Annotated in this window: 13 protein-coding genes; 6 read left to right on the forward strand and 7 right to left on the reverse strand. The window is 44.5% G+C overall.

Annotation, left to right across the window (positions count from 1 at the left end; translation table 11 throughout):
- Positions 1 to 144 precede the first annotated feature (144 nt).
- Entirely contained in the window at positions 145 to 2,028 is a 1,884-nt protein-coding gene (locus Q1A08_RS16390) for a methyl-accepting chemotaxis protein (protein WP_299774868.1), read from the forward strand.
- A gap of 204 nt (positions 2,029 to 2,232) precedes the next feature.
- Here the strand turns inward: Q1A08_RS16390 and Q1A08_RS16395 are convergent, their stop codons facing one another.
- The 5 genes from Q1A08_RS16395 to Q1A08_RS16415 form a co-directional block, all read right to left on the reverse strand.
- Positions 2,233 to 2,472, reverse strand: coding sequence for a hypothetical protein (locus tag Q1A08_RS16395; RefSeq protein WP_299774870.1), 240 nt, complete (start codon positions 2,470 to 2,472; stop codon positions 2,233 to 2,235).
- A gap of 205 nt (positions 2,473 to 2,677) precedes the next feature.
- Positions 2,678 to 4,633 carry a prolyl oligopeptidase family serine peptidase gene (locus Q1A08_RS16400; protein ID WP_299774872.1) on the reverse strand — a complete coding sequence of 652 codons (1,956 nt, stop codon included), beginning with the start codon at positions 4,631 to 4,633 and terminating at the stop codon, positions 2,678 to 2,680.
- Between the two features lie 111 nt (positions 4,634 to 4,744).
- Positions 4,745 to 6,709: a prolyl oligopeptidase family serine peptidase gene (locus Q1A08_RS16405; RefSeq protein ID WP_299774874.1), complete on the reverse strand. Its 1,965-nt coding sequence runs from the start codon at positions 6,707 to 6,709 to the stop codon at positions 4,745 to 4,747.
- Positions 6,710 to 6,805: 96 nt separating this feature from the next.
- Complete coding sequence (locus Q1A08_RS16410; RefSeq protein WP_299774876.1) at positions 6,806 to 10,063, reverse strand: TonB-dependent receptor; 3,258 nt, start codon at positions 10,061 to 10,063, stop codon at positions 6,806 to 6,808.
- A gap of 404 nt (positions 10,064 to 10,467) precedes the next feature.
- On the reverse strand, positions 10,468 to 11,070 hold the full coding sequence (locus Q1A08_RS16415) for a peroxiredoxin C (protein WP_299774878.1): 603 nt from the start codon (positions 11,068 to 11,070) through the stop codon (positions 10,468 to 10,470).
- A 357-nt stretch (positions 11,071 to 11,427) separates the two neighbouring features.
- Between Q1A08_RS16415 and Q1A08_RS16420 the strand changes: the two genes are divergently transcribed.
- From Q1A08_RS16420 to Q1A08_RS16435, 4 genes are all read left to right on the forward strand, one after another.
- The gene (locus tag Q1A08_RS16420; protein ID WP_299774880.1) at positions 11,428 to 11,637 is read left to right on the forward strand and encodes a bacterioferritin-associated ferredoxin; all 210 of its coding nucleotides are present in this window, start codon (positions 11,428 to 11,430) and stop codon (positions 11,635 to 11,637) included.
- Positions 11,638 to 11,973: 336 nt separating this feature from the next.
- Positions 11,974 to 12,441, forward strand: coding sequence for a bacterioferritin (gene bfr / locus Q1A08_RS16425; protein WP_299774882.1), 468 nt, complete (start codon positions 11,974 to 11,976; stop codon positions 12,439 to 12,441).
- Positions 12,442 to 12,625: 184 nt separating this feature from the next.
- Positions 12,626 to 14,443, forward strand: coding sequence for a bifunctional diguanylate cyclase/phosphodiesterase (locus Q1A08_RS16430; protein ID WP_299774883.1), 1,818 nt, complete (start codon positions 12,626 to 12,628; stop codon positions 14,441 to 14,443).
- 61 nt (positions 14,444 to 14,504) lie between these two features.
- Positions 14,505 to 15,116 carry a DUF3365 domain-containing protein gene (locus Q1A08_RS16435; protein ID WP_299774885.1) on the forward strand — a complete coding sequence of 204 codons (612 nt, stop codon included), beginning with the start codon at positions 14,505 to 14,507 and terminating at the stop codon, positions 15,114 to 15,116.
- A 56-nt stretch (positions 15,117 to 15,172) separates the two neighbouring features.
- Here the strand turns inward: Q1A08_RS16435 and Q1A08_RS16440 are convergent, their stop codons facing one another.
- Positions 15,173 to 15,520, reverse strand: a complete 348-nt coding sequence (locus Q1A08_RS16440) for a DUF805 domain-containing protein (RefSeq protein ID WP_299774887.1) — start codon at positions 15,518 to 15,520, stop codon at positions 15,173 to 15,175.
- A 214-nt stretch (positions 15,521 to 15,734) separates the two neighbouring features.
- Positions 15,735 to 16,067 (reverse strand): Grx4 family monothiol glutaredoxin, encoded by a 333-nt coding sequence (gene grxD / locus Q1A08_RS16445; protein WP_299774889.1) that lies wholly within the window; start codon positions 16,065 to 16,067, stop codon positions 15,735 to 15,737.
- A 308-nt stretch (positions 16,068 to 16,375) separates the two neighbouring features.
- Here grxD and Q1A08_RS16450 point away from each other — a divergent pair, with 308 nt between their 5' ends.
- Positions 16,376 to 17,539 (forward strand): acetylornithine transaminase, encoded by a 1,164-nt coding sequence (locus Q1A08_RS16450; protein ID WP_299774891.1) that lies wholly within the window; start codon positions 16,376 to 16,378, stop codon positions 17,537 to 17,539.
- The last annotated feature ends 5 nt before the right edge of the window (positions 17,540 to 17,544 follow it).

Consider the following 17,544-nt stretch of genomic DNA (forward strand, 5'->3'; position numbering starts at 1 on the left):
TCTACCATTAAGAAAAACTAATATCCTCCCCTCCATATACAGCTGACAACTCAATTACATTTTGCTTGTAGAGATTTTGTCCAATTCAATTTCCCATCCTATAGTGATAATTAGAACAAAATTTATTTACTTAGGGTGATCTCTATGCGCTTATCTATTCGCGCTAAACTATTGGCTGGTTTTGCTGCCGTTCTAATTCTTGTTGCAACAACAGCAACTTACTTATTTTTAAATATAAAGGAGATTTCTGAAATAGAATCTCGCCTAACTGAAGTACGCAAGCCTACCGTTATTGCTGGCCTAAAACTCAGCAAGGGAATTAACATAACACTTGCAGGCCTAAGAGGTTACATGATTCTTGGTGGCAACCCTGAAAAGGCGGAGAAATTTCGCGCTGACAGAGCCGAAGGCTGGAAACTTATTGACGAGAGCTTTAATGAGCTAAACACACTCTCAAGAAGCTGGACTGACCCTTCAAATATTCGGCGATTAAACGAAATGAAGGCCGAGATTAAAGAATTTCGAACCGCGCAAAAAGAAATTGAAGACATCGCCCACGCTCAAGATAACATTCCCATCTTGACCCAGCTGGATGAAGAAGCCAAACCTGCCGCTAACGCCAGCACTCTGGCGCTAAACCAATTACTACAGAGCAGTGCTAGTAGTGGGGGCAGCGCACAAAGCCTTAAAGATCTCGGCGACAGCATGAGTAGTATGTATCGCAGCATGGAAAGTCTGCGAGCCTATGTACAGAACGGGCAAAGTAGCGATCTAAATACCTTTAATACGCAATGGGAAAAGAACCAGACTCGCTATGAGCGTTTAAATCAACTCAATCGTTTGCAAGCCAATAGTAACTGGAGTAACTATGGCGATAGCCGATCTAGTTTTAAAGCCGTTGCCGACAGTATCATTAATAGCCGACAGGCAGACGACTGGAACCTAGCCAATTACTGGCTTGGCACGAAAGCAGCACCAAGAGCCAGCGCCGTTCAAGTTAACTTGACTGAAATGCGAAAAAATCAAAACGAGCTAATGAAAGCCGATGTAAAAGTGCTCGCTGCCGATATCGAATATTCAAATGTCGCGCTAGCTATCGGCACAGGCCTAGCCCTGATCATAGGAATCGGTATCGCTGTAACCCTAAGCCAAACTATCGTCAGCAAAGTCAACAAAATCCTAAATGTAAACAAGAGTATCGCCAAAGGAGATCTAGACTTTGACAACCTTGTATTAGATGGAGACGACGAACTTGGAGAGCTCGCCAATGCCACTAATGAAATGGCAAACAGTTTAAGAGGCTTGCTATTTGAGGTTCAAAATGCCACAAATAATCTTGCCAGTGCTGCAGAACAATTGGTAAGTAGTTCTTTGAGAACCAGCAAAGGCATGGAATCTCAAGAGCAAATCAGTGGCCAAGTGGTAACCGCCATGGATGAAATGTTTCGCACTGTTGAGAATATGGCTCAAAGCGCATCCATGGCAGCCGATGCAGCCAACTCTGCCGATCAAGAATCCCGTGATGGCTACAGCATCATGGAATCAAACATGACCTCAATCAACCTCCTAGCCCAACGCATTGAAGGCGCCGCAAGCACCATTGCCGAGCTTGAAGAAGATACCAAAGGCGTCGATGCGATCGTGCAGGTTATTAATGATATTGCGGAGCAGACTAATCTTCTTGCACTGAATGCTGCTATCGAAGCCGCGCGAGCAGGAGAACAAGGACGCGGTTTTGCGGTTGTCGCCGACGAAGTTAGAACCCTCGCCGGCCGCACCCGCGATTCCACTGGCGAAATCAACTCTCTCTTGGAGAAGCTAAAAAATGGCGCTCTACAAGCTGTTAACGTTATGAAAGAAGGACAAGAGCAAACCAATGAGAGCGTTCAAAGTGCCGAAAGCACCAGCTCATCTCTGCAGAGCATCACCAGTTCTGTAAGCACCATTAACTCTATGAACTCACAAATAGCATCAGCGACCGAAGAGCAAAACGCCGTCGCCAAAAAACATGAACGAAAGCATCGATGAAATTCGCCGAGAGACACAAAATGCGATGACCAATATGCGCGAAACTGACTCTGCTGCTCAGCTAGTGGGGCAACATACGAGCAACCTCAATCAACTTACGAAAAAATTTAAGCTGCCTGCAGCATAATCAATTTTAAAATCAGCAATCACACAACAAACGGCAAGTGCGAATTACGTTTTTCGCACTTGCCAACCACTATTTATCTAAGGCCCTACTGGCGCATCCTGACCAATTGACTTCAGACACGAGTAATATCGAATACGTATCGGCTTAAGCGCTGCCGTAGCTTCAGCTATAGCTGCCAAATCACCACTCTGATACGCCGCATTAAGGGCTGCATTTGCTGTATTGTATTCCATCTCTTCCGCACCGCAAAAGGCAAAAACGCCCGCGGAGCTTATCAACGCCAGCACCGAGGTGAATGTAACAATCGCTTTCTTCATGCTTAATTCCTTTTTGAGTTAGTTCAAACAAATAATGAACAACACTAAGAATTTTACAACCAAATAGATAATTGACACGTCAACTGCCAAAAAAATCGTGAGCGAGATCAACATTTATTAATCTCGCTCATTTCATTTGCATTACTAGGCTACCATAGCAAAAAGGGAAATTTTCACCGCCCCTTTTGCTCAACAACTAAAAATCTTACAAGCCAGCTGGACCACAGTCATTCTTTAAGAAAGAAACAATTGATTCATAGAGAAGCTTTTGGTGCTCGTACTCTAATGTATCATAGAAATGATCCGCGCCATCCAACTCTACATATTTGAACGGCTTACCTTGATCTGCAATTGCCTTGCGATATTTTTTGGCATGATCAACAGGCACTCTCTGATCGACTGAGCCGTGAATCATCAGCAAAGGAATATTAACCTTTGCTGTTTCATCTACCGGATTTACCGCACCCAAACGATATTTAAGCTGTCGTTCTTTCTGCACACCACGTAGCTGAGAGCGATAGTAGTTTATCTGCATCGTCATATCTGCGACAGCCGCGCCAGCAATACTACACTGATAAATTTGCGGTGTTCGCGAAGCCGCGACCAATGCAGCATAACCACCATAAGACCAGCCGTACATTGCTAGCCGATCTTTATCGGCCCAACCTCGCTTAACCAGCTCTAGCGCAGAATCATCCTTATCATCCTGCATTTTATAGCCGGCTTCACTTCCATTGATGAAGGAAGCTTTATGAAAATCAATTCCGTAATTAAAAGAACCACGATATTGAGGCTGAACAACCATATAGCCATTGTTCGCCAACATTTGCGCCCACTCATCATAAACTACTAACTCTGGAACAAATGGGCCACCATGTGGAAGTACTATCGCTGGGAATGGAGGCTCTCCATTTGGCACCGTTACATAAGCAGCTAGATCACGGCCATCGCGAGCTTTGAACTTTATGTACTTAAGGTCCGCCAATTTATCCGCTTCAAGCAATGGCTGCTCACTACCAACCTTACTAAATTTGCCCTTATGAAGCAGATAATAAGAGCCGGGATCTCTTGGCCCCGTGTTGTAAATTACCAAGGATTGACTATCTTTAGTGCGACTCAAAATCGAAGTGCGATAGGCATTAGGGACAAGCTGCTCCAACTGCTTATAAATAGCAGCCTCTTCCGCATTAAAGTACTCATAATGCAATTTATCAGTCGCGTAGCTAACTGCAACCACCTCATCATATGAGGTCCACGAATTACTATGGCTACGCACACCACGTACATCTACATCATTGCGACGGTAAATTAACTCAGTGAATTTCTTGCTATTCGAGTCAAATTCCCACAATCCCTCTTTATCATTGCCATTGTTGGCCACGACGAAAAATAAATGGGGGTTACCAACATCAAAGCCAACTACACTGAAATTTTCATAGCTATTTTCACTTAAACGGTGCAGCTCTTTCCAGTCTGTCTCTCCAGGGCGACGGTAATACCAAACATATTCGCCCTTAGCGATATCAAAGCCACGCCCCAACCAAGGATTACCCTTACCATCAAACTCCACCTGCCCTAGAGAGATTTTGCCTCGTAATATTAGGCGCTTACGACCTGTTTTCAGGTCTAGCTCATAATACGCTGTTGGCCTAAACGGCTCAGACAAGCGATTATTTTCAAATTCGCCCGGAATAAATGAATAAATGACTTTCTTTGGCTTTTCGGGCAAGAGATGAGAAATCGAGGCACCAATTTGATCGTATTCTTTAAACTTCTTTGTCTTGAGATCAACCGAGGCCAGCTTAGACTCAAAAACCCCCTGATTAAATCCTTCAATCTTGTCGCGGACCTTTTGTCGCAACCTCATCACAATATTGTCATTCGTTGCCCAATAGATATTCCGCACTTCCATTGGGTCGGCATTTAAACGAAAGGGCTTGGCCGACATATTGTCAGTCTTGTATACCTCAACTATGGGGTCACCCTCTTTTGAGGGAATAGTAAGAATTGCCAGGCGCTTACCGTCAGGTGATAAACGAGCATCCATTACCACTTCGCGAAGGGCAAAATAGTCCAAAGGGTAAGGATCGTTTGCGAATGAGCTCTGCGAAAAAGATATAGCTGCACAAATAGCACAGAATAGAGAAATAAATTTAACCATACAGCCTCCATTGCTGATAAATCGTAGAATTTATACACAATCACTGTATCAATCTAGAACACATAAAAAAAGGGGCTAAAAGCCCCTTTTAATCAGAATGATGCCTATGGCTTATAATCCGCCTGGGCCGCACTCGTTCTTCAAGAAGCCTATGATTGAATCATACAACTGCTTTTGGTGGTTGTAGAATAAAGTATTAGAGAAGTGATCCGCACCATCAAGTTCGACATAAGATACTTTTTTGCCTAGCTTTTTCACTTCACTCATATATTTATGTGCATGGGCAGGTGGTACACGCTGGTCCACAGAACCATGAATTACCAACAATGGAATATTCACTTTATCCACTTCTTCAATGGGTGAAATACTGTCATCCCAAAAACGAAGCTGTTCCAGTTTGCCCGAGCCACGAATACGCGCACGGTAATGATTCACCTGATACTGATTATCGGTTACTGCCGCACCTGCTATAGAACACTGATAGATATTCTGCGCACGTGCAGCGGCAATTAGCGCCGCATAACCACCATATGACCAACCATAAAAAGCCAAGCGGTCCTTATCAGCCAAGCCCTGTTCGACCAAGTACATCATGCCATCATCTTTATCATCCTGCATTTTGTAACCACCTTGGCCACCAGCCTCGGTGTTAAATGCCGATAGATAATGCTCCATGCCATGACCACGAGAACCACGATACTGCGGCTGCAGAACTAGGTAGCCATTGTTGGCTAACATCTGGGCCCACTCATCGTAACGGATACCTTCGGCAACAAACGGACCACCATGCGGCATTACCACAGCTGGGAAAGGAGGCTTACCATTAGGAACCGTGATGTAAGCAGGAATGGTTCGACCATCACGAGCTTTGTACTTAATATATTTAACATCGGCCAGGCCTTCTGGTTTCAACAAAGGATAAGTGCTACCAATTTTGTTGAAATTACCTTTATGAAGAAGGTAATAAGAGCCTGGATCGCGAGGGCCTTGGTTATAAACCGTTAAGGTATTACCATCACGCGAGCGGCTATTCACTCGAATGTAGTAAGCATCAGGCACAATACCTTGGAGTTGTTGATAAACAGCGGCTTCTTGACCATCAAAGAACTCACGATGAGTTCGATCAGTTGTATAGCTTACAGCAACCTGTTTATCTGGATCAGTCCAGTAGTTACTATGGGATAAGGTACCAACGATATCGACGTCTTTACGAGCATAGATCAACTCACCGAATTTCTTTGCTCTAACGTCATATTCCCACAGACCAGCTTTATCTTTGCCGTTGTTTGCAACTACGAAATAGATGTGGGGCTTCTCTGTGTCATAGCCTTTAACGCTAAACTCTTCAAAGCTATCTTCATGCTGACTATAGAATTCTTCCCATTCTCCTTCACCATTAACACGAGCAAACCAGCTTAAGGTTCCAGTTTGAATGTCAAAACCGCGTGCTAACCAAGGCTTACCTTCACCATTGGTTTCAACTTGACCCATAGAAATTTTGCCGCGAAACATTAATCGCTTTGCACCGGTCTTTAGGTTTAACTCGTAATAAGCGCGGGGACGGAACGCACTTGAAAGCTTAGAGCTTTTGAAGTTTCCAGGAACAAAGGAGTAAATAACCTTGTTCTTTTTGGCCGGCAAAATATTGGAAATACTTGCGCCAGCTTGTTCATACTTTTTGATCTTCTTCTTTTTGATATTTACCGAAGCCAGAACAAACTCATACACACCCTGATTAAAGCCATCAATTTTATCGCGCACTTGCTGACGTGCACGAAAAACGATCACGTCGTCTGTAACCCAATAAAAGCTGGTAATTTCCATTGGGTCCGCATTTAAGCGAAAAGGCTTTCCGTCTAAATTATCAGTTTTATAAACTTCAATATACGGATCTCCATCTTTCGATGGGTTAGAAAGCATGGCTACATGCTTACCGTTCGGAGACACTTCAACATTAGAGACTGCTGATCGCACAGCAAAGTAATCTAAAGGATAAGGCTCTGCTGCATTCAGTAGCGCAGCCCCTACCACAGAAAAGAACAGTAATAATAACTGAGCCAATCTTAGTGTTTTCATACATCACACCATTGTTATTTTGACGCCAAAAATGGCATTTTTAGGAAAGCAAAGGAAAAAAAAGCCCGCTAGAGCGGGCTTTTCTATAGGTCAAGATTAGAACTTACGACCTAGCTCGAAGAAGACAGTACGTCCCTGCAAGTCGTAACCAACACCAATTGGAGTGTTATTTACAGCAGTAACTTCGTTACCATCAACTTGTGGCGGCTCTTCATCAAACACATTGCGGATACCACCACCAATGGTCCAAACATCGCCATTGTAGTAGAACGAAACATCATGTTTGAAATAGTTATCAGCGAAACCTACATCACGACAATCAGTTCCACCATTTGCAACACCTACACAAGTGTCTGATGTGAAGCCAGTGCCATTCGTATCGAAGACATCACTGTATTCATCGATATCTTCAACGGCTTGCTCAACAGAACCTACGTAACGAGTCGCCCAAGTAAAGCGATAATCACCATACTCGATTCGGAACGCTGTAGTGCTACGCCATTCAGCAAAACCAAACTCACCTACATAATCTTCGAAGTCTGTCTCACCATTATCACCGGTGAACGTCAAAGAGCGCTCAATTAAGCGATTGAAGCGTGCATCAATACTTAGATCAAACGGAAGGTCAAACATGGTCACTGTTTGTTTCCATTCAACATTGATATCAACACCACGAGCAGTTTCATTATCTCGGTTGATAAAACCAGCATCGATATAGTCTAGGAAGCCGTCTGAATCACGTTGAATGTTCCCACAGAACGTACTAACTGTATTGGTTTCGTAACAATCATTAATCAAGAATTGAGAAGACGGCTCAATAATCGAGTTGTCGATATCAATATCGTAGTAAGTCATTCCTAGAGTTAAATCAAACTCATCAAAGAATGGCTGCTCGAAGCTGAAACCAACAGTAAATGAATCTGAAGTTTCTTCAATCAGCCCCTGGTTACCGCCACGAGCGACTTCAACACTGTAAGAGCTATTACTATTCGCACCAAGAGTTGTTGGATCCACACCCTGCGCACGACAGTTCGCTAAAACAACAGGATCGCGCGAATCACGTGAAGGATCATAACCACCCTGGATTGGATCAACCGCATCTTCAGGCACCACACAATGGTCAAACACAGTGTTAAACCCTGTTTGAGCTCGTAAGAAGTTCTCTCTCAAGTTTGGCGCACGGTAAGAAGTACCAACAGTGGCACGTAGCAGTAATGAATCTACTGGACGATATGCGATTTTACCCGAGTAAGTAGAGGCACTTCCGTACAACTGATCTTTTGTATAACGAGCAGACAAGTTAGCAGTTAACTCAGTAGCCAAGAACTTATCGGCTAGAAGAGGCACTTCAACTTCACCGTACAACTCACGCGTGTACTTACTACCAGTAGCACCGCCATCAGAGAAGAAGCCGAAAAATAGACCGTCACGAGCTACTTCATCAGGGATAGATTTAATACGGTCGTAGCGAACTTCAGCACCAACACCAGCAATCACATTACCAGCAGGCAACTCAAATAAATTACCTGTCATGAAGGCAGAAAATATCGACTGGTAGTACTCGGTTTTAAAATCACGACTATCAAAAAGATAATCACGTTCAGCCTGCGTAGCAAAGTCGCCTACACCAACTGTATACAAAGAGGGAGCGTACATGTTGATGGGCACACAGCCGTCAGAACCATTACCACAGATATATTGACCTGGATTGTTTGGATCTTCACGAGTTGTTGCCAAGGAGTGCTCTAAACGATCACCACGAATACCGGTACGACTTGAATCACCCTCTGACTTACTATACGACCAGTAAGTATCGAAGGTCCAATCACTTAAGCTACCAACATTCAGCTGTGGCAGATCACCGCGCAAACCACCTACGAAGCGAAACTGTTCAATCTCAACGCGAGTGTAGTTGCGATCACCTCTAACAGTAACAACAGGTGTTGTTTCCGCTGCACCGATTGGTCCAACTAGCAATCCAAAGTCAGCAGGTGTACCGCCATATCGAACTCGAACCTGCTCAGCAAATGCAGGGTTAGTTAGCAGCTCGTCATAAGCTAAACCACAATCAACACCATTAACGCCATCTGGGTTACACAAGTTAAATGGGTTGTTTGCAGGTACGTCAGGGAAAATAGGGAACTCTGCGCCACGAATAGTCGTCTCGCGCTTCGAGTACAAAGTTTCAAAATATGGTGTTAAGTTCATATCACCATCAAAAGTGTACTCACCATAAAACATAGCACTGGTACGCTCTTGATCTGGGAACAAATGGCGATAGCCCTGAGTACCATTGCGACTATAGTCTTGATAGGAAGTATCAGCTACTCCATCACCATCGAGATCTACACCTAAACCAAACAAATTGGTTTCAGTAAAGTTACCCCAACCACCGTTTGAACTTCCAGGGGTGTAATAAATACTTCCCGCTGATGGGACAATGGTTCGACCTGTCAAACCTTGAGTAGCTTTACAACCACCAGTTGTTACCATGTTCAACGTTTCAGTAAAGCGTCGCTCTTCTGAATATATACTTCCATCTAAGCCGATTTCACGATGCTTATCACAGCCAGCAGTCCATGGGCGATCATCAGCCGCTGTAGAGTCAGCATTGAAATAATCTAAACCGAAACCGATAAAGCCACGATCCCAGTTTTTACCCCAAGTTACGGTTAAAGTGTTTTCTTCACCATTACCGTGCTCAGGCTGAGTGGTAAACCCACTAATTTCTAACCCATCAAAATCCTTTTTCAGGATCATGTTGGCCACACCGGCTACCGCATCAGAACCATAAATAGATGACGCACCGTCTAACAACAAATCATATTGCTGCACTAGCCCAGAAGGAACCAAGCTCAAATCAGCTGCGGCAGGCGCACCTTCTACACCAGCCGGTGCAAGGCGACGACCATTTAGCATGACCAAAGTACGGCCAGCACCCAGACCACGTAGGTCCACTGTAGTCGCACCAGGACCGTTATCCAAAACGAAGCCAGAGAAGGTCAAGTCGATCTGCTGACCCGCTGCAGCACCAGTGGATTGCAAAATATCAGCTGGGTTAATCAAACCCACATCTTTAGCGCCTTCAGCGTTGATCACCTGTAATGGCGATACACTGCTAAAAGTGTCACGTTTCAAACGCGAACCGGTTACTACCACTTCTTCGATGTCGCGATTTTTGGCCAGGCGGCCAGAGCTTTGCTCTACCTGCTCTTCAGCTTGTGCTTCAACCTGCTGCTGGGTAATTTCCTGGGCATAAGCCGGGAAAGATACTGCTGAGATTAACGCTGCAACAGATACACCAGCCGCTAGAGGCTTTAGCTGCCACATTGCGGTCTTATGACGATCGATCATACATACTCTCCGATGTTTATAGTTGTTATTCGCCCCTTATATAACCTCGCCAAATATGACATGACAAAAATTTCATAAAGGGTTAACGTAAACTTAACGAAAGTAAAAACCTCGTCCTCAAAAAAAATATTAAATTTTGGAACTTTTTTGCTACTTTTGTCGTCATATGTAAGTTAAAACCGAATTTCCCACACAAACGCCTGATTATTAGGCAGTTTCAACTGATCACTACTTTAACAAGTCGTATTCAGCCGCAATTTAGGCAAATTTAACCTACCCCCCCACCGGACAATTTAACCCTCCTCTATTAATACAGGACGAGCAGCTACTTGGGTGGTTTTCAAGGCATAAAAAAGCCGCTAGCTTTCGCTAGCGGCTTTTTAGAGGAGTTTTGCTTGAGCTTATTACAAGCTATCAGCATTCTCGCTCAAGTAAGCAGCAACACCGTCCGGAGAGGCAGTCATACCTTTATCACCTTCGGTCCAGCCAGCAGGACAAACTTCACCGTGCTCCTGGTGGAATGCTAAAGCGTCAACCATACGTAGCATCTCGTCAACGTTACGGCCTAGAGGCAGATCGTTAACTACCTGGTGACGAACCAAGCCATCTTCGTCGATCAAGAAAGAACCACGGAAAGCCATGCCGCCAGCAGACTCAACGTCATACGCCTGACAGATAGCGTGATTCATATCAGCAACCAAGGTGTACTTAACTGGGCCAATGCCACCTTCGTTTACTGGAGTGTTACGCCATGCGTTGTGAGAAAAGTGTGAATCGATAGAAACACCGATAACCTCAACACCACGCTTTTCAAACTCAGCGATACGGTGATCGAAAGCCAATAGCTCAGAAGGACATACAAAGGTGAAGTCCAGTGGGTAGAAGAAAACAACCGCTTTCTTGCCCTTAGTAGCTTCAGCTAGGTTATAGCTATCCACGATTTCACCAGAACCCAAAACCGCTGGTGCTGTAAAGTCTGGAGCTTGCTTACCAACTAAAACGCCCATATTCGTTCTCCCTTAATAAAGAAATATACAAAAGGCCCAGCCAACGCTGAGCCCGAAAATACAGTGTGCTATCGCCTGCTAGCCTTAAGCGTCCTCCTGATGTTATCAAAAGCCTTGTTACAGCTTTAAAACAGCAAGTAGTTGTCGCGCAAAAAACAATCAAACACAGGTTGTGTAATAGCTGAAAACTATAATACACCCCTTATATTTCCTGTCCCATTGTTTTTTTTAATAGTATCGATAGATCCGCTTATCAATTTGTGTTGATGCAAGTCAGAATTAAATGCAAAATTAATTGACACTCATTATCATTAACAATAACATAGCGCCAACTTGATCCTTAGAGCTTTTTCCGCCATGTACGTATGCCTTTGCAAAGGAATTACCGATAGCCAGATCCGCGATGCGGTTTGCGCCGGTGCCAGCTCCTTGCGTCAGGTACGTAAACAGCTTGGCGTTATGTCCCAATGCGGAAAATGCGGTATTCTGACTAGAGAAATCGTGCAGGAAACCGTAGAACAGCGCAATCTAGACGCCAACGAGTCTCTGTTTTACGCAGCCAACTAATAAAACTCCTCTTCGCGCGCGCACTACCAACACATTCACCCTCATAACTCGACTTAAAACTGCTCTCCTAATAGCCCCCCCTTCACCACTACTCGTATTTTGTTTTGAGTTGCCGCTGTCACTTAAATAAACAGCACAGCTCATTAAGCTAAAAGCACCTGATAATCATATTCAATATCATTAATTTTTACTTGAAAATCAACAACTTAGAGACAGCGCAAGCTTGACTTACGAGGTGGCGAGGGCCACACTAAGCTAATCTGCCAGCTGATAGGCAGAGTCGACCGCGTTATACCGCAAGCCGTGATAAACCGATAGCTAGATAGGAATCCCACTATGAGAGGCGACAGCAAAGTAATTGAGCACCTGAACCAGGTTTTGGCCAATGAACTGATTGCCATTAATCAGTACTTTTTACATTCAAGAATGTTCAAAGATTGGGGCATTAAAGAGCTGGCCGAACACGAGTACAAAGAATCCATTGAAGAGATGAAGCACGCCGATGACATTATCGAGCGCATCTTGTTCTTGGAAGGCATTCCCAACCTACAGGATCTGGGCAAACTAATGATCGGTGAAAACACCGAGGAAATGCTGAAGTGCGATATGCGCCTTGAGCTGCAAGCCATTCCCGACCTTCGCGAAGCCATTGCTTATTGTGAATCCGTACAAGATTACGTAAGTCGCGATCTGCTAGAAAAGATCCTAAGTGAAGAAGAAGAGCATGTAGACTGGCTTGAAACCCAACTAGACCTAATTGGCAAGATGGGCCTACAAAACTACATACAGTCAAAAGCCAGCTAATCTCCGTAAGCCCGGCCGTAATGCCGGGCCTTCTTGTCACCCCTTTCAACATTCCAACTTTTTCCGACCAACTGCAATCCCTTCGCACCTCCCCCACAAAATCTCTAGCTATACTCAAATCAGGGAAAATGGAAGCTGAAGCTTTTAGGCATCAGCCTGTTCGAAAAAGATTGGAGATCAAGTTGTGCTAGAGCACTTCTTAAGCGCAAGCAATATCGCGGTATACGGCCTATTGCTGCTAGTAATTATTAGTTGCAGACATCACACAGAATTCAAAGGAAAACTGCTGCTTGGCGCAGGGCTTGCATTTGCCAGTTATTTTTTGAGCCTGTTTTTAACTGCCAATACGTTTCTTTCACAGCTACTCATCAGTACAGCTTTAACTCTTTTATTGGCTAACGTCGCACTTAAACTATGGGAGACATCAGATACCAAGTTAGCTCTCAGCGCTTGCTGCCTAATTGCAGTCGCTGCTGCGACTCCAATGTCGTGGCTACCATTTTTCGAAGCAGCAACCCTATTGATTACAGCGGCAGTATTATTACGATCTGAGCAATCCCGTGATTACTATAGCTGGGGTACCGCCCTAACATTGACCCTCACCGCCCTAACGAGCTTTAGTCAAAATATCTATTGGCTTCATTTAATAGCCTACAGTGCTCTCGCTCTTGTTCTTGCTGCGAGTATTATTGTTCAGCTCAACCGACAGCTTTACATGCAGGCCAACAGCGACCCCCTATCCCAGCTACCGAATCGACGCTGCCTAAATGAGCACGCCGAAGCCTTAGCTAACCGAGAACAGAGTTATTGGTTGTTATTATTTACGCTTGATGGCATCAAACAAATTAACGATACCTATGGCTTTTCCTCCGGTGATAGCGCCATCTGGGTAGCCAGCCGTAAAATGATCTCCGCCGTCGGCAATAAAGATTTTCTAGGACGTAACTTTGCCAAGGAATTCGTTATTATTACAGAGCGCAATGAAGCCGAGCTGGATAAATTGATTGCTGAATTAGAAGGCAGCATTCGCGGCATTGAATCAATCGACAAGCACAACGTCAGTATGGGCATACACTGCGGTCTAGCCTTCAATGAATCGGCAAAAGACAGTTTCAGCGAGTGCTTACAGTCAGCATCAGCGGCTTTACAGTTTGCAGAATCACAACAACTTAATCACGCCTTCGTTAATGAATCTATACTTGAGAGTGTTAACCGAAGAAATGATCTTGAACAGGGCCTTCGCCAAGCCATTAGCGACAAGTCTTTGCAGGTTCACTTTCAACCTAAATATGACTGCCACCAACCCGAAAAAATTGTGGGTGCCGAAGCTCTAGCTCGCTGGCAATATAAAGGAGAAAACATCTCTCCTTTCGAGTTCATCAAGCTTGCTGAAGAGTGTAATTTGATTGCCGACCTCGACAAGGTCATCATGGAAAAATCTTGGCTGCTTGGCAAACAATTACAAGAACAAGGCATACCAATAAAGATTGCCGCTAACTTCTCCCCCACCAGCCTTTTAAACGGCGTATCACTCTTAAATATGGTGCAAGGTATTATTGAAGACAATAAGCTGGATCCACGCTTAATTGAAATTGAAATTACCGAAAGCTACCTCGCCCACGGAGAAGATATAAAAAACCAATTGCAAGTTTTAAGAGATATGGGCATCTCTGTTGCCATGGATGATTTTGGTACGGGCTTTTCCAATTTAGGGCAGCTAGAGGGCTTACCTTTAGACACCTTAAAAATCGACAAAATATTTGTCGATAAGCTGCTCGACAACCCCACGGTCACTGAGTTTATCGTCGACTTAGCAAAAAAGTTAAAACTCCAACTGGTAGCGGAAGGTGTAGAAGAAAACCAACAACTTCAGTGGCTAAGCCAACACAGCTGTCAAATGATCCAGGGCTATTTATTAAGCCGCCCTTTGCCCGAAGCGGATTTTATTAGCCTATTAGAACAAACCGTAAAACGCCCACCTGTACTAAAAATCGCCAAATAAATTGATTGCGGACAAATATATATATTAGAATACCCTAAATTAAATATAGAGGGTATTCACCGTGATTCGCCAGATATTGCTTTGCAGCGCCTTAGCAAACCAAGCTATTAGCGCTAGTGCTTCAGAGCTAAGCCCGAAAAGTGCCGCTATTGATCCTCAGCAGCTAGAACAAGCCTTAGAATTTAATCAGACCATCAGCAAAGCACTTGCTGGAAAGCTCAAGAAACGCCTTATGGCCGCTGTAAAAAGTGGCGGTCTTGAAGCTGGAATCGCCCAGTGCAAGATCGCAGCTCCTGAGATTTCACAACAGCTTCAAGAAGAACACCCCCAAGTGCTGATTAGCGCCGGGAGAACATCACTAAAGACCCGAAATGAAAACAACCAAGCCACAGGCTGGCAAGCAGAACAGCTGCAAGCTTTTGACCGGATAAAAAGCAAAGGGCGCGAAGCTGGGGTTCGCTATAGAGTTTTAGAGTCGAAAGGCAAATTAGCAATAGAATCTATGAGTCCAATACCAACACAAGGTTTATGTCTTAACTGCCATAGCTCACAGTTGACCCCAGGCTTATCTGCAAAGCTCAATGAGTTATACCCAAATGATAACGCTACGGGCTACAGCTTAGGGGATATTAGAGGGGCTTTCGTTATACGAAGCTGGCTTCAAGAACAATAAGACCAGCAGATATAAGGCGATCTTCTACGACATCGTGAAGATCGCCAAGATAATAATTAAGCTTCACCCGCCTTTGGGTTTGGGCCATAGTCATTATCCGGGTGGCTGTCTTGTACGTAAAACACGATCAAAACAATCATCCCAATCAGCGGTATTAACGCAATCAACTGCCACCAGCCAGTTCGGCCCGTATCATGCAGACGGCGCGCGCCGATTGCCAGCGAAGGAACCAGCATCGCCAAGCCAAAGATCATGCCTAGGAATGCCGTACCTAAAATACTATCAACAATCGTAACGACAATTGAAAAAATAAAGTAGAACAGGACAAACATCCAGTACTGCTTACGCCTTGCGCGACCGCTAAAGTCTGCATATCGCTTAAGGGCGTCCATAAAATATTCCATAATTTACTCCTAATGACACTATCTTTAGTAACGTTTATTAACGCTATTTATATTTGTTCTATAAATATGAACAAGAGGAATATCATACAGCAGCAATTGGGAGAAACAAGGGGAACAATACCTTGGTAGGAGCCTAATTAAGAGCCTCTAGATAAACAAAAACCGGCATTCAGCCGGCTTCTATTAAGCTATAAAATACGATGCAGTGAGAATATTAAGCCTCTTCACCACCGGCCGCTGTCGCTTCTTCAAGTAGCGGCTTTAACTCACCGTTTTCATGCATCTCAGTAACAATATCGCAACCGCCAATAAGCTCACCGTTTACCCACAACTGTGGAAATGTTGGCCATTGGGCATATTTAGGCAGGTTTTCACGAATCTCTGGGTTGGACAACACATCGACATAAGCAAAACGCTGGCCGCAGGCCATTACAGCTTGTGAAGTACGCATGGAAAAACCACACTGAGGGGCATTAGGAGAACCTTTCATGTAAAGCAGTACAGTGTTCTCTTCAATTTGCTGTTTGATGGTATCCAAAATATCCATGGGCTAACCTTTTTAACGCTATCTATATATCTTGTGGGTGTGAGCTGGGCTTTATTTAGCTATTTGAATAATCTAATCAGACTACCCATTGCGCCAGCTTTTAATACCCAAGCACTAAGCTGCGGTATTCTACCCGAAAGCCAAGCCCACTAACCAGTAATTTCAATGCTTTTGCACTTATTTTCATTTATGATGGAGGGCTTGGTCGTTGGTTTATCGAGATATACTGCCCCCTGGTAAGCTATGCTCATACGGCCACTAACAATTAAAACAGCGACTTAATCGCAACATAGCAAGTAGTAAAAATCATGAGTCAATATTTAATGAACAACTATGGCAATAGAAACCATAGTTTGAGCCGTGGCGAAGGATGTTATCTTTTTGATGATAGCAATAAGCGCTATTTAGACGCGTTAAGCGGCATCGCCGTATGTGGCCTTGGACACTGCCACCCAGCAGTCACCCAAGCAATTACCGAGCAAGCCGGCACGCTGCTGCACACCTCCAATCTTTTCAACATCGAGCGACAAGAGCAGCTGGCACAGGCCTTGTGCGAAATTAGCGGCATGGAGCGAGCGTTTTTTTCCAATTCAGGTGCTGAAGCGAATGAAGCCGCCATCAAAATCTCGCGCCTATATGCGAAAGCCAAAGGTATAGCCGAGCCCGTTGTGATTACCACCCAAGGTAGTTTTCACGGCCGTACGATGGCGACACTATCGGCCACAGGCAATCCCAAGGTTCAAGAAGGCTTTTCCCCCTTAGTTGATGGATTTAATCACGTCCCTTACAACGACCCAGCCGCCATTGAAGAATTATGCAAAACCGGTAATGTTGTCGCTATTCTGGTGGAGCCCGTTCAAGGTGAAGGCGGCGTTAGAGTTCCAGACGAAGATTATCTGCAGCACTTGCGTCAAATCTGCGATCAGTATGATTGCTTGCTGATGCTAGACGAGATCCAAACGGGCAATGGCCGCACTGGTGAATATTTCGCCTTCCAGCACAGCAATATAAAACCCGATGTTCTTACTACCGCTAAAGGCCTTGGTAACGGTGTCCCCATCGGAGCTTGTTTAGCTGCAGGTAAAGCCGCCGAGCTATTACAAGCTGGCAGCCATGGCTCAACTTATGGTGGTAACCCACTTGTTTGCGCCACCGCCTTAGCTACAGTCAATGAGCTTCGCAAAGAAGAGCTTTTGAATAATGTGCGCGACCGCAGCGCACAATTATTAACAGGCTTAACTATTGCCCTAAAGGGTTGCGAAAAACTAAAAGAAATTAGAGTCAAAGGCTTGATGGTGGGTATCGAGCTTAATGAAAACTGCGGCCAGCTGGTTGAAAAGGCCTGGCAGAAAGGTCTTATTATTAATGTTACTGCTGGCAGTACAATAAGACTTTTACCACCTCTTGTTATCAATCAAGAGCAGGTCGACCATATTATCGCCATTATCAACGACATAGTGCGTGAAGACTAAGATTT

Source organism: uncultured Pseudoteredinibacter sp., assembly GCF_947500695.1.
In the GTDB taxonomy this organism is placed as follows: domain Bacteria; phylum Pseudomonadota; class Gammaproteobacteria; order Pseudomonadales; family Cellvibrionaceae; genus Pseudoteredinibacter.